Annotated in this window: 10 protein-coding genes; 6 read left to right on the top strand and 4 right to left on the bottom strand. The window is 72.6% G+C overall.

What is annotated here, in order from left to right:
* The first annotated feature begins 34 nt into the window (after nucleotides 1-34).
* From HC362_RS02575 to HC362_RS02565, 3 genes are all read left to right on the top strand, one after another.
* Nucleotides 35-943: an NAD-dependent epimerase/dehydratase family protein gene (locus HC362_RS02575; RefSeq protein WP_243082139.1), complete on the top strand. Its 909-nt coding sequence runs from the start codon at nucleotides 35-37 to the stop codon at nucleotides 941-943.
* Between the two features lie 205 nt (nucleotides 944-1,148).
* Nucleotides 1,149-2,150 carry an alpha/beta hydrolase gene (locus tag HC362_RS02570; protein ID WP_243082138.1) on the top strand — a complete coding sequence of 334 codons (1,002 nt, stop codon included), beginning with the start codon at nucleotides 1,149-1,151 and terminating at the stop codon, nucleotides 2,148-2,150.
* Between the two features lie 281 nt (nucleotides 2,151-2,431).
* Nucleotides 2,432-3,574, top strand: a complete 1,143-nt coding sequence (locus HC362_RS02565; protein WP_347568409.1) for a PP2C family protein-serine/threonine phosphatase — start codon at nucleotides 2,432-2,434, stop codon at nucleotides 3,572-3,574.
* Between the two features lie 10 nt (nucleotides 3,575-3,584).
* Here the strand turns inward: HC362_RS02565 and HC362_RS02560 are convergent, their stop codons facing one another.
* The gene (locus HC362_RS02560; RefSeq protein ID WP_243082137.1) at nucleotides 3,585-3,971 is read right to left on the bottom strand and encodes a metalloregulator ArsR/SmtB family transcription factor; all 387 of its coding nucleotides are present in this window, start codon (nucleotides 3,969-3,971) and stop codon (nucleotides 3,585-3,587) included.
* A 102-nt stretch (nucleotides 3,972-4,073) separates the two neighbouring features.
* Between HC362_RS02560 and HC362_RS02555 the strand changes: the two genes are divergently transcribed.
* Nucleotides 4,074-6,128 carry a heavy metal translocating P-type ATPase gene (locus HC362_RS02555; RefSeq protein WP_243088323.1) on the top strand — a complete coding sequence of 685 codons (2,055 nt, stop codon included), beginning with the start codon at nucleotides 4,074-4,076 and terminating at the stop codon, nucleotides 6,126-6,128.
* Nucleotides 6,129-6,218: 90 nt separating this feature from the next.
* Here HC362_RS02555 and HC362_RS02550 read toward each other — a convergent pair whose 3' ends face one another.
* Entirely contained in the window at nucleotides 6,219-7,733 is a 1,515-nt protein-coding gene (locus HC362_RS02550) for an NUDIX domain-containing protein (RefSeq protein WP_243082136.1), read from the bottom strand.
* A 165-nt stretch (nucleotides 7,734-7,898) separates the two neighbouring features.
* A complete protein-coding gene (locus tag HC362_RS02545; RefSeq protein WP_243088322.1) occupies nucleotides 7,899-8,498 on the bottom strand; it encodes a TetR/AcrR family transcriptional regulator in 600 nt (199 codons plus the stop codon).
* Between the two features lie 74 nt (nucleotides 8,499-8,572).
* On the opposite strand from HC362_RS02545, the gene HC362_RS02540 reads away from it, so the two are divergent.
* Together HC362_RS02540 and HC362_RS02535 are read left to right on the top strand one after the other, a co-directional pair.
* Nucleotides 8,573-9,397: a class I SAM-dependent methyltransferase gene (locus HC362_RS02540; RefSeq protein WP_243082135.1), complete on the top strand. Its 825-nt coding sequence runs from the start codon at nucleotides 8,573-8,575 to the stop codon at nucleotides 9,395-9,397.
* 129 nt (nucleotides 9,398-9,526) lie between these two features.
* Nucleotides 9,527-10,408, top strand: a complete 882-nt coding sequence (locus HC362_RS02535; RefSeq protein ID WP_243082134.1) for an SGNH/GDSL hydrolase family protein — start codon at nucleotides 9,527-9,529, stop codon at nucleotides 10,406-10,408.
* Between the two features lie 81 nt (nucleotides 10,409-10,489).
* Here HC362_RS02535 and HC362_RS02530 read toward each other — a convergent pair whose 3' ends face one another.
* The gene (locus HC362_RS02530; protein WP_243082133.1) at nucleotides 10,490-13,069 is read right to left on the bottom strand and encodes an ATP-dependent Clp protease ATP-binding subunit; all 2,580 of its coding nucleotides are present in this window, start codon (nucleotides 13,067-13,069) and stop codon (nucleotides 10,490-10,492) included.
* Nucleotides 13,070-13,245: the final 176 nt, after the last annotated feature.

Below are 13,245 nucleotides of genomic sequence, written 5' to 3'. Positions count from 1 at the left end.
TTCGAGCCCGAACTCCGTCGAGACGGGATGACACATGACCGCACCTGGTAAGCGAGGCACGGCTGCCGTCGTCGGCGGCCGCGGATTCATCGGCGGCGCCTGCGTCGAGGCGCTGCGCGAGGCGGGCTGGGACGTCGTCGTGGTCACCCACAACGCGCGAGCCGCGGCCCGGCACGAGGGCTACCGCTGGGGCGACATGCTCGACCCGACGACGCTGGAGCCCGCCGTCGAGGGCGCCGATGTGGTGGTGCAGAGCGCCAACTTCCCCGACTACCCCTTCGAGAAGCCCCGGCAGCGGCACAGCTTCCTGGAGTACGACGGACTGGGAACCGAGCGCCTGGTACGCGCGGCGCGCGCCGCCGGGGTACGGCGCTACGTGTACGTGGCGGGCGTCGGCGTCACCGAGAACCCGACCAAACCGTACTTCCAGGCCATCCGCCGCGGGGAACTGGCCGTGGCCGACTCCGGGATGGAGCATGCCGTCGTCCGGCCGGCCTTCGTCTACGGCCCGCGCGACAACGGCATCAACCGCATCGTCCGCGCCTGCCGCTACCTGCCCGTCCTGCCGCTGCCGGAAGGGGGCCGGCAGAACCACCAGCCGGTGCACGTCGACGACGTCGGTGACCTCGTCGCCCAGGCGGCGGTGGCCGGAGCGCCCGAGGGCACGTTCGAGATCGGCGGGCCCGAGCGGATGACGATGCGGGCCATGCTCACCACAGCGCTGCGGCTGGTCGGCCGCAGCCGTCCCGTCGTCGACGTCGCCGACCGCGTCGCCCGCCCAGGCGCGCACCTCCTGGCGCGCCTGCCCGGCCCGCTGATCACCCCCAACGCGCTCGACTTCATGCTCGAGGACTTCGTCGCCGACCTGGAACCGGTGACCAAGCACTACCACCCGCGCCTGACACCGTTCCTCGAAGGTCTGCGGAGCTACCTGGTGCGGTGAGCTGCGCCTTGCGCCCACCCGGCCGACGGACTTCGGACCCGCCAGCCGCAGACACGCCTGCTGATGCGCTCCCTGCTGTCCATTTGCCAAACCGGCAACAACTCTGGCCTCCCGACGTGGCGGGACACATGATCGTTACAGACCGATCAGCCGATGGGTCAGGGCCGGGCATCGCGCCCGGCGGTTCCACAGCTTTGGAGGGCACATGTCGCGGCAGACCAAGGACCAGGCATCCGAGTTGACACACCGGCTGGTCCCCTCGCCGGCCGGCCGGATCCACGTCGTCGAGCAGGGCAGCGGTCCGTTGGTGCTGCTGGTGCACGGCTTTCCCGAGTCCTGGTACTCCTGGCGCCACCAACTCCCCGCGCTGGCAGCCGCCGGCTACCGCGCAGCGGCCATCGACGTGAGGGGCTACGGCCGCTCCTCGAAGCCCGCCGAGGTGGACGCTTACCGGATGCTCGACCTCGTGGAGGACAACGTCGCGGTCGTACACGCCCTCGGCGAGCGGACCGCCGTGGTCGTCGGGCACGACTGGGGCTCGCCCATCGCCGCGAACTCCGCGCTGGTCAGGCCGGATGTCTTCCGCGCCGTGGGCATGCTGAGCGTGCCCTACAGCCCGCGCGGCGGCCCCCGGCCCAGTGAGATCTTCAGCCGGATCGGCGGCGACGAGGAGTTCTACGTCTCCTACTTCCAGCAGCCTGGCCGTGCCGAGGCCGAGATCGAGCCCGATGTGCGCGGCTGGCTCGCCGGGGTCTACGCGGCGCTGTCCGCCGACACCATGCCCGCCGACGACGCCCCCGACCCGCACTTCGTGGCGCCCGGCGGTCTGATGCGCGACCGGTTCCCGGCCGGACAGCTGCCCGCCTGGCTCAGCGAAGAGGATCTCGACTTCTACGCCGGGGAGTTCGAGCGGACGGGGTTCACCGGGGCCCTGAACCGCTACCGCAACATGGACCGGGACTGGGAGGACCTCGCCGACTTCGACGGCGCCCCCGTCACCCAGCCCTCGCTGTTCGCCGGCGGCGGCCGGGACGCCTCCACCACCTGGCTGCGGGACGCCATCGAGGCCTATTCCACCACCCTGCCGGGCCTGCACTCCTCCCACGTCCTGGACGACTGCGGCCACTGGATCCAGCAGGAGCGCCCCGAGGAGATCAACAAGCTGCTGACCGAATGGCTCGCGTCCCTGCCTGCCCCGGCTGCCTGACCCGGCCCCGGCTGCCCGCTGCCCGGCGGCGCTACGACTACGCCCAGCTGCCCCCCGGTCCGCGCGCCCGCCACGCTCCGCCGGACGGGAACCGGCGATCTACCCTGGCCATACGTTCGCGTATGGAACGAGGTCGGCCACGGCCGTACGAGGGTCCCGACGGCCGGGCGCGCTCATCGGCGCCCTCCTGCTCGCGGCAGGTGGGCGGAAGGAGGTGGAACCTGCGGCCTCGGCGGTGCGGGTAAGCGCGCAGCGGCACGAGCGAGGGGCAGGATGTTCGGGTGAGTGAGGTGTGGGTGTGGCGACGGATCTACCGGTGGGTGCCCGCAGGGGTGCTCGTGCTCGCTGTCGGCCTGGATCTGCTGGCCCGGCAGTGGGTCTCCACGGCGCCCCTGCTGGCCGTGGCACCGGTGGTGGCCGCGCCGGTGCTGGAGCCGCTGACGATCATCGCCGTGGGCCTCGCCGCCATGGCCGCACACGCGGGGCTGGCCTACTCCGAGGGCACCTTCGGGCCGCAGAGCGGTATCGGCACCCAGCTCACCCTCGTGGCCATCACCATGCTCGCGGTGGGGCTGAACCGCACCCTGCGCTCGCATCACGCCACCGCCGACAAGGCACGGCACGCCGCTCAGGTGGCCCAGCAGGCGGTGCTGCCCAAGCCCCCCGAGCACACCGGCGGCCTGCAGGTCGCAGCCCGCTATGTCCCAGCGGACGAGACGGCGCTCATCGGCGGTGACCTGTACGTCGTCCAGGAGACGCCGTACGGGGTGCGCGCGATGATCGGCGACGTACGCGGCAAGGGGCTGTCGGCCATCGCGGTCGTCAGCGCGGACATCGGCGCCTTCCGCTATGCCGCCGACCACTGCGTCGACCTGCCCACCGTGGTGGAGACGCTGGAGGAGACGCTGGTACGGGAGGGGGAGCGGCAGGGCGGACTCGAACAGACCGAGGGCTTCACCACGGCGCTGCTCGTCGAGTTCAGTCCTGACCTGCAGCAGGTGCGGCTGGTCAACCGCGGCCACCCGGCGCCGCTGCTCCTGGACCCGGCGGGGCACGCCCGGCTGCTGGAGCCGGGCCAGGAGGCGCCGCCGCTGGGGATCACGACCCTCGGCTCCTGGACCTCTCCGGTGGAGAGCTACGACTTGGCGCCGGGTGCGACCCTGCTGTGCTTCACGGACGGGGTCACCGAGGCGCGGGATGGCAGCGGCACCTTCTACGATCCGGCCGACCGGGTCTCACGGATGCTGGAGGCCTACCGGCGCAACACCGGCTATCCGGCGGACCCGCGGACAGTGCTCGACTTCCTGGTCACCGATGTGCACCGGCACAGCGCAGGGCCGGCGCAGGACGACCAGGCACTCCTGGCTCTCACCCGCCCTGGACGCCGCGCGGATCTGCTCGTCCCGGCCTCGTCGCCGTCCTGACCGGTGCCCGTCACGGTTCCGCCAGGGCGGTGTCCGCCTCGGGGGCGTCGGTGAGGCCCAGGCTGCGGTGCTCCACGTGGTACAGCGCCTGGTCGAGGAGTTCGGCGACGTGGTTGTCGTGCAGCGTGTAGACCACGGAGCGCCCCTGCCGGGTGCCGGTGACCAGGCCGAGATTGCGCAGCAGCCGCAGCTGGTGGGAGCAGGCGGACTGCTCCATGCCGACGGAGTTGGCCAGTTCGGTCGCCGCGCACGGCCCCTCGCGCAGGCGGGCCAGGATCAGCAGCCGGGAGGGCGTGGAGAGAGCCTGGAGCGTCGTGGCGACCTGCGGCGCGTTCTCGGGGGTGAGGCGGGTGCGCCGCGCCGCGCCGGGTTCGGGGGTGTTCGCTCCATGGCCCATGGGGACATCCTACGGAGCTGAACACATGAATGACTGTTCAATCGTTCCTGTATGGTGGTGGGGCAGTCGCTTCTCCCCGCCAGCGAAGGACAGCCGTTCGTGATGACCTCCACCCTCACCGAGCCCGCCGCTTCACCGCTCGCCCGCCCGGCCCCACCCCGTCGGCGCACCCGGGTCCTGGCACTGCCCGAGGCGCGCTGGGCCCTCGCCGCGCTCGTACTGTTCCTGCTCGCCCTGCCGCTCGACCTGCTGGGCGCCCCGGCGTGGACCTGGGCACCGCTGTTCGCCGCCACCTATGTCACCGGCGGCTGGGAGCCCGGCTGGGAAGGGCTGAAAGCCCTCCGGAACAGGACGCTGGACGTGGATCTGCTGATGGTCGTCGCGGCCCTCGGTGCCGCGGCGATCGGACAGGTGCTGGACGGCGCGCTGCTGATCGTCATCTTCGCCACCTCGGGCGCCCTCGAGGCCGTCGCCACCGCGCGGACCGCCGACTCGGTACGCGGCCTGCTCGATCTCGCCCCCGCGACCGCCACCAGGCTGCTGCCCGACGGCGGCGAGGAGAGCGTGCCCGCGCAGTCCCTCGCGGTGGGGGACACGATCCTGGTACGCCCGGGGGAGCGGATCGGCGCCGACGGGCAGGTACTGGACGGGCGGAGCGAAGTGGACCAGGCGACGATCACCGGTGAGCCGCTGCCGGTCGCCAAGCAGGCCGGGGACGAGGTCTTCGCCGGCACCGTCAACGGCACCGGCTCGCTGCGTGTCCGGGTCGAGCGCGACTCGTCCGACTCGGTGCTCGCCCGGATCGTGGCGATGGTCGAGGAGGCCTCCGGGACCAAGGCGCCGACCCAGCTGTTCATCGAGAAGATCGAACAGCGGTACTCCCTGGTGATGGTCGCCGCCACGCTCGCCCTGTTCGCCGTGCCCCTCCTCCTCGGTGCCGCCCTCCAGCCGACGCTGCTGCGGGCGATGACGTTCATGATCGTCGCCTCGCCGTGTGCGGTCGTCCTGGCCACCATGCCGCCGCTGCTCTCCGCCATCGCCAACGCCGGGCGGCACGGCGTACTGGTCAAGTCCGCCGTCGCCATGGAACGCATCGGGCAGATCGACGCCGTCGCGCTGGACAAGACCGGCACCCTCACCGAAGGCATCCCCCGGCTGTCCGAGGTGCGCCCGCTGCCCGGCTCGGGGCTGACCGAGGACGCGCTGCTCAGCCGGGCGGCCGCGGCCGAGCGGGCCAGTGAACACCCGCTGGCCCGCGCGGTCGTGGAGGCAGCGCGTGCCCGCGGCCTCCCGCTCCCGGACGCCGCCGACTTCGCCTCGGCCCCCGGCCTGGGAGTCACCGCCACGGTCGACGGCCACCGCGTCCAGGTCGGCACGCCTGGCCGCCTCCTGGTCCCCGCCCACCGGCCCGGCCCGCCCACCTCGGATCAGGCGCTGCGACAGCCGGTGGCCGCGCGGGAGGACGACGCGCAGGAGACCTCGCGGGAGGCCGAGGCCCGGGAGGCGGTGCGGCAGTTGGAGGGCGATGGGCGCACGGCTGTGGTCGTACTCGTCGACGGCACTCCGGTGGGCGTACTGGGCATCGCCGACCGGCTGCGGTCCGACGCAGCCGAGGCCGTCGCCGCACTGACGTCCCTCGTCGGCACCTCACCCGTCCTGGTCACCGGTGACAACGAGCGTGCCGCAGCGTCGACGGCGGCGCGGACCGGTATCACCGACATCCGCGCCGGCCTGCTGCCGCAGGAGAAGGTCGAGGCCGTCCGGGGACTGGAAGCGGCCGGGCGCCGGGTGCTGGTCGTCGGCGACGGTGTCAACGACGCCCCGGCGCTGGCCGCCGCACACACCGGTGTCGCCATGGGCAAGGCCGGCTCCGATCTCGCGCTGGAGACCGCCGACGCCGTGGTGGTCCGCGACGAACTCGCCGCCATCCCCACCGTCGTCACCCTCTCCCGCGCCGCACGCGGCCTCGTCGTGCAGAACCTGGCCATCGCGGGCACCTTCATCGCCGTGCTGGCCGGCTGGGACCTCATCGGCACCCTTCCGCTGCCGCTCGGCGTCGCCGGGCACGAGGGCTCCACCGTCCTCGTGGGGCTCAACGGGCTGCGCCTGCTGCGTGACTCGGCCTGGCAGCGCGCCCGTCAGCGGCCCGGACGGTGACGGCCGGCGTCCGGGCCGCGGCGGAGCGGCCGTCGTCTTCCTGCCGGGAGCAGCGCGATCCGCCCGGGTACGTCCGGCGTCGCGGACCGCTCACGGGCGGCAGCCCGGTGGATTCCGGGGTGCCCCGGCGGACGGCGCTCCCGGCGCGTCGGGCCTCTCAGCCCCGACGGGTGAGGCGGCGGGCCGCACGATCCTGCCCGCCTTCACGGTGAGCTGCCGCCTGAGGTAGTCGGCGGCGTCGTCGGGCCGCATGCGGGCGAGGGAGACCAGGCCGGTGATGACCACGTCGGCCACCTCGGCGTGCACATCCTCCCAGCGGTGGCTGTTGCCCTTCCGGGGATTGGCGCCCTGGACACCGATGAGGGCCTGGGCCGCCTCGCCCGTCTCCTCCGCGAGCTTGAGCACTTGCACGGTCCACTGCTGCTGCCGGGGCACGCCGCGCGCGTCGGCGTGCGCCTCGAAGGCCCGGGCGAGGCCGTGGACGGTCCGCCAGATGCCGTTCTCCGCCCCACTGTTCCCGGTCGTCGGGCCGCCACGTTCCCGGCACGTCGAGTCGCGGGCGCCGTCGCTGGCCGGGGTGGGGCAGACGCTCAGCGGCCCGGGTCCCGGCAGGACACCGGGCCATACAGCCTCCAGGGCCTGGGCCGACGGTGCGAAGACCGGTCCGAGCGTGGCCAGGGAGCGCGGCTCGTGCCACTCCCACCGGTGGAAGCGGTGCGGCTCGGGACGCAAAGTGCCCGACCAGGCGGGGACGCGGACCACGGCGGACACCCGGGGCACGCTCTCGTTCTCGTCCAGCAGGACGGCGTGCAGACGCGCTTCCCCGGCGGCTGTACGCAGGCCCGTCTCCTCGGCGAGTTCTCGTACGGCTGTGGTCTCGAAGGACTCGCCGGGCTCCACACTGCCGCCGGGCAGCTCCCACATTCCGCTCACCGACCGGCCGAGCAGTACGCGGCCCGCAGCGTCGGTCACCACCGCACAGGCTCCCGCCACGGCGTGCGGCACCGGGCGGCCCTTCTCCACCGGGGCGAAGGCGCGCGGTGCTCCCCGCAGCACCAGCATCGTCAGCCCGTCCGCGTCGAACCGCTCCGCCTTCTCCCAGCCTTCGGTCAGCAAGCCGATCTCCTCCTCGTCCAGGGCGATGCCGCGCCTGCTGTCCGGCACCTGCTCCGCCGACGGTGAGATCACCACCAACCCGCCTCCGGGGCGCAGCCGTTCACCGAGCCTGCGCAGGGTGCGGGCGCGGTCGTGGAGAAAGGGGTAGGCGAGCCGCAGCGCGATGAGGTCGTAGCCGTCGTCGCGCAGCTCGGTGAAGTCCGCGCGCTCGACATCCAGTCGCAGCCACCGCACCTGCCCGTTGTCCCGGTAGCGCTCCCGTGCCCGGGCCAGGGCGCTGTCGGCGTAGTCCACGGCGTCCACCCGGTAGCCGAGGCGGCTGAGGTAGTCGGCCAACTCCCCGGTGCCACAGCCGACGTCCAGCGCGGTGCCGCCGTCCGGCGCGGGGGTGTGCGCGGCGAGCAGCGCCCGCTCGGTCTCGCCGAGCGGCCGGAAGCCGCGGCCGTCCGCGTAGTGGCGCTCCCACTCCTGGACCGTGACGTAACCCAAGGGGCTGCTCCTCATCTGTGCCGGGTGTGCCGTGCGGGCCGGTTGTACCGCGCGTGCCGGGTGTGCCGTGCGGCCTGTGTGCGGTGGCACTCGGGAGTCTGCCCCTCCGGTCTGCTGTCACCCCCGGTCAGGCGGGACGGGCGGGCAGCAGCGGACCGGCCGCGCTCAGGCGCGCGGCTCCCGTACGAAGGCGCCGATGACGGTGGTCACGGTTCGGTGGACGGCTTCGGCGTCCGGTGGTGTGCCCGTCCGGTCGGCGAACAGCAGGTGTCCGGCGCCGACGAGGGTGGGGGCGAGCGTGTCGAGGTCGGCGTCCGCCGCGATACGGCCCAGGTCGCGCTCGGCTGCGAGGTAGGAGGCGATCATGGCGGTGGCTTCCGTCAGCAGCGGGACGCCGGTCGGCCAGGTGCGGCGCAACCGCTCGCGAAGGCCGTCCCGGGAGGTGATGAGCCCGACGAGGGCGACGGCGACCGAGCCGAACAGCTTCGTCAGCGCGTCGGTGAGGTTGTCGGCGACGGTTCCGGTCCCGGCGGAGTCGCGCAGAGCGGCGGCCCTGCTCTCGAGCCGGTCGACGCGGTCGTGCACGAGTTCGGCGAGGAAGGCGTCGAAGTCGGCGAAGTGCCGGTGCAGTACGCCCTTGGCGCAGTCCGCCTCCGTGGTCACCGCCCGGCTGGTCAGGGCGTTGGGCCCGTCCCGCAGCAGTACGCGTTCCGCGGCGTCGAACAGTTGCTCCCGTACGTCCCGGATGGCCACCCCTGTCGGCACTGTGCACCCCTCCTTGCTCGTCGTCTCCTGGGCACCCGCTTGGCGAGTGGGCACTTGCCCACTAGAGTGGGCGCATGCCCACTCTACCGTCGGGGCCGTCCCGACCCCCTGCTTCCGAACCGCACCGGGCCCGCCATGTCGCCGAGTCCTTCGGCGTGGACCCCGAGCGCTACGACCGGGCCAGGCCGCGCTATCCCGACGCCATGGTGAACCGGATCGTCACCGCGGCGCCGGGGACCGACGTCCTCGACGTCGGCTGCGGCACCGGCATCGTCGCCCGCCAACTCCACGCGGCCGGCTGCCGGGTGACCGGCGTCGAGCCCGACACGCGGATGGCCGCGTGGGCGCGGCAGCACGGACTCCGCGTCGACGTGGCGAAGTTCGAGGACTGGGACCCGGCCGGGAGGTCCTTCGACGCGGTGGTCGCCGGGCAGACCTGGCACTGGGTCGACCCGGCCGCCGGTGCGGCGAAAGCGGCCGAGGTGCTGCGGCCCGACGGGCGACTGGCGGTCTTCTGGAACGTCGACCAGCCGCCGCCCGAACTGGCGGAGGCCTTCTCGGAGGTTCACCGCCGGATTCTGCCCGACTCCCTCGCAGCGCGTCGGCCGCCTGCCGAGTCGGATCCCTACGCGGCACTGTGCGCCAAGGCGGCCGACGCGCTGCGGGAGGCCGGGACTTTCGGCGAACCGGAGCGGTGGCGGTTCGACTGGCAGCGGTCCTACACCCGTGACGAGTGGCTGGACCACCTGTCCACCACCGGCGGTCTCACCCTGCTCCCGCCCCCGAAGCTGGCGGAGGTCCTCACTGGGATCGGGGCCGTCATCGACACCCTGGGGGGCCAGTTCACGATGCCCTACGCCACGGTGGCCGTCACCGCGCGGCGTACGGACGCGGGCTGAGCCGCGCGGAGCGCGTGCTGTCACAGCCCTTGACGACCCGTGACGGCGGCCACATATTACCTCTCAGTGCAACTGGCCAGTAACTGCCGGCAGCGACCCCCACCTTTCCCCACTCACGAGAGGTCCCTCATGCGCTCACGCATGCCCAACTGCCGTGCCAGAACCGCCGTAGCCCTGGCCACCGCCACAGCCGCCGTCACCGCAGGCGCCGGGCTCGGTGCGAGCCCGGCGCTCGCGCAGGACACCGCCGTCCACCGCTATGTCGCCCTCGGCGACTCGTACGCGGCCGGGGCAGGTGTGCCGAACACGGTCGACGAGACCTGTTCGCGCTCCGACCGGAACTACCCCTCGCTGGTCGAGGCGGCGCTCGGGCCCGCCGGGCACCAGGACGTCACCTGCGGCGGAGCGACCACCGAGGACCTGTACACGGCCCAGCACCCCTCCGTCGCACCGCAGTTGGACGCACTCAGCGCCGAGACCGATCTGGTCACCCTCACCATCGGGGGCAACGACATCGGCTTCGGCAACATCATCGTCCGCTGCGTCACCCTCGGTCTGTTCAACCCGCTGGGCTCACCGTGCAAGAAGAGCTACACGTGGACCGGGCACGACGAACTCGCCGCGACCATCGAGAACACCGCACCCAAGATCTCCAAGGCGCTGGAGGACATCCGCGCCCGCGCCCCGCGTGCCAAGATCCTGATCACCGGCTATCCCGCCATCCTGCCCGACGACGGCAGCAACTGCCCCACAGTCGTCTCCATCGCCAGGGGCGACGCCCCCTGGCTGCGCGACACCCACAAACACCTCAACACCATGATCGCCAAGCAGGCGGCCGAGCACGGCGCCGTCTATGTGGACACCTACTCCAAGTCCATCGGCCACGACGTGTGCAAGCCCGCCGGGACCCGCTGGATGGAACCGCTCGTCACCGACGCAGCGGCGCCCTTCCATCCCAACGCGGCCGGTGAGAAGGCGATGTCCGAATCCGTGCTCGCCGCCACCCGCTGACCGGCTCCGCCACCCGCTGACCTGCCCCCACCGGCGCGGCCCCACCGGCGCTCGGCCCCACCCGTCCGGGGCCGGGCACCGTCAGCTGCCGACGGGATCGGCGGCGCGGCCTTCGGTGCGGAACTCCAACTGCCCCTCCGCCACATCGACCAGCAGCCTGGTGTGCGGCTCCAGATCGCCGCCCAGCAGCATCCGGGAGAGCCGGTTGTCCACCTCGCGCTGGATCGTCCGGCGCAGCGGACGGGCACCGTACTCGGGCTGGTAGCCCTTGTGGGCCAGCCAGTCCACGGCAGCGGGGGAGAACTCGATCTCCAGGTCCTGGGCGTGCACCCGGCGGCGGGTCTCCTCCAGCAGCATGTCGGTGATCCGCCGCAGCTGTGCGTCGTCGAGCTGCCGGAAGACCACGATCTCGTCGATACGGTTGAGGAACTCAGGCCGGAAGTGCTCGCGCAGCGGCCGCAGTACGCGCTCCCGCCGGGCGTCCTCGTCGGCCTCCTCCCCGCCGCCGAAGCCCAGCATCGCCCCGCGCCCGGTGATCGCCTCCGAACCCAGGTTGCTGGTCATGACGATGACCGTGTTGGTGAAGTCGACGGTGCGGCCCTGCGAGTCGGTGAGCCGGCCGTCGTCCAGCACCTGCAGCAGGATGTTGAAGACGTCGGGGTGCGCCTTCTCCACCTCGTCCAGCAGCAGCAGCGAGTACGGGTTGCGCCGCACCGTCTCGGTGAGCTGTCCGGCCTCGTCGTGCCCCACGTATCCGGGCGGAGCGCCCACCAGCCGGCTGACCGTGTGCCGCTCCTGGTACTCGCTCATGTCGAGCCGCACCATCTTCTCGTCGGTGCCGAACAGGGACTCGGCCAGCGCCCGGGCCAGCTCCGTCTTGCCGACCCCGGTGGGTCCCAGGAAGAGGAAGCTGCCGATGGGCCGGTCCGGGCTGGCCAGGCCGGAGCGCGACCGCAGCACCGCGTCGGCGACGGCGGTGACCGCCTCGTCCTGCCCGACGACCCGCTGCTGCAACTGCTCCTCCAGGCCCAGCAGCCGGTCCTTCTCCTCCTGGGTGAGATTGCTGACGGGGATACCGGTCTGGTGGGAGATGATGTCGGCGATGTCTTCGACGGTCACCTTCACGATCCGGTCGCCGTGCCGGGCGTCCGGCCGGTGCCCGTCCTGCTCGATGGCCTCCTCCAGCTCGGTGAGCCGGTCGCGCAGCTGTTTGGCCCGCTCGTAGTCCTCGGCGGCCACCGCCTGGTCCTTGTCGCGGCGCACCTGCTCGGCCTCGCGCTCCAGCGCGCGCACGTCCGTGCCCCGGGTGGCGGTGCGCAGCCGTACCCGGGCGCCCGCCTGGTCCAGCAGGTCGATGGCCTTGTCGGGCAGATACCGGCCGGTCAGATAGCGGTCGGACATCTCGACGGCGGCTACGAGCGCCTCGTCGGTGTAGCGCACCTGGTGGTGGGCCTCGTAGCGGTCCCGCAGGCCGCGCAGGATCTCGATGGCGTCCGTCACCGTGGGTTCGGGGACGAGCACCGGCTGGAAGCGGCGGGCGAGCGCCGCGTCCTTTTCGATGTACCTGCGGTGCTCCTCCAGCGTCGTGGCGCCGATGACGTGCAGCTCGCCCCGGGAGAGCGGCGGCTTGAGCATGTTGCTCGCGTCCATCGAGCCGCTCTCCCCGCCGCCTCCGGCCCCGACCACGGTGTGCAGCTCGTCGATGAAGACGACCAGCTCCTCGCTGTGGGCGCGGATCTCGTCGATGATGCCGGTGAGCCGTTCCTCGAAGTCACCGCGGTAGCGGGTGCCGGCCACGACGCTGCCGAAGTCGAGCTGCACGACGCGGCGGCCCAGCAGATTGTCGGGCACGTCACCGTCGGCGATCCGCTGGGCGAGGCCCTCGACGATGGCGGTCTTGCCCACGCCCGCCTCGCCGATCAGTACGGGGTTGTTCTTGCCGCGCCGGGCGAGGACCTCCACGGTCTGCTCGATCTGCTCGTCCCGCCCGATCACGGGGTCGATCCTGCCCTCCCGCGCGAGCTCGGTCAGATCGCGGCTGTACTTGTCGAGGGTGGGGGTGTTGCTGGGCCGGGCCTCGGGACCGCCGCGCGCCGGGGTCTCGGGGCCGCCGCCCTGCCCGGAGCCGGGGCCACCGCGCGGGGTGGCGGAGCGTGGATCGAAGTGTGCCGAATTGAGGATCTGGCCGGCCGTGGAGTCACGGTTGGCGGCGAGCGCGACCAGCACATGTTCGGCGCCGATGTAGGAGGCGCCGCGGGAGCGGGCGATCTCGTGCGCGTCCATGAGCGCCCGCTTGACGGCGGGGCTGACGGAGAGCGAGTTGCGGGGCTGCCCCTCGCCGACCTCGCGGTCGATCTCGGCGGCGATGGCGTCGGGGTCGGCCCCGGCCTTGGCCACCATGGTGCGGGTCGGCTCAGCGGTGAGTGCCGCTCGCAGCAGATGCTCGGTGTCCAGGTCGTTGCTGCCGTGCTCGGCGGCGTACGTTGCCGCGTCGGAGACGAGCTGCCGGGCGGGCTCGCTCATCAGCCGGAGGAAGTCGTAGGAGCGCGGGTCGCTGTAGCGGCCCCCGCCGCCGGACCGGGCCTTGCCGAGGAAGCGCGCGATGAACTCTTCGAACGGGTCCCGACCGAAGTCCCCGGGACCCATGTATCCGCTGGTCATAGTGGATCCGTCCCGCTGACCCGACCGAGCCGGGCCACGCTGTGCTGACTACGAGTGGCTACTCGTGCGGGGGTTCCCAGGTGTGCCGGTATGACACGTGGACTGGATCTTCGCGGGTGGGGGAGCGGCTTCCGGAGGACGGCCACCGGGGGTGCGGCCGTTCGTCGCCGGGTTCC

This window comes from Streptomyces sp. 891-h (assembly GCF_022760275.1).
Taxonomy (GTDB): domain Bacteria; phylum Actinomycetota; class Actinomycetes; order Streptomycetales; family Streptomycetaceae; genus Streptomyces; species Streptomyces spirodelae.
Note: the sequence above shows the minus strand (reverse complement) of the source record. Positions and strands in the feature narration are given on the sequence as shown.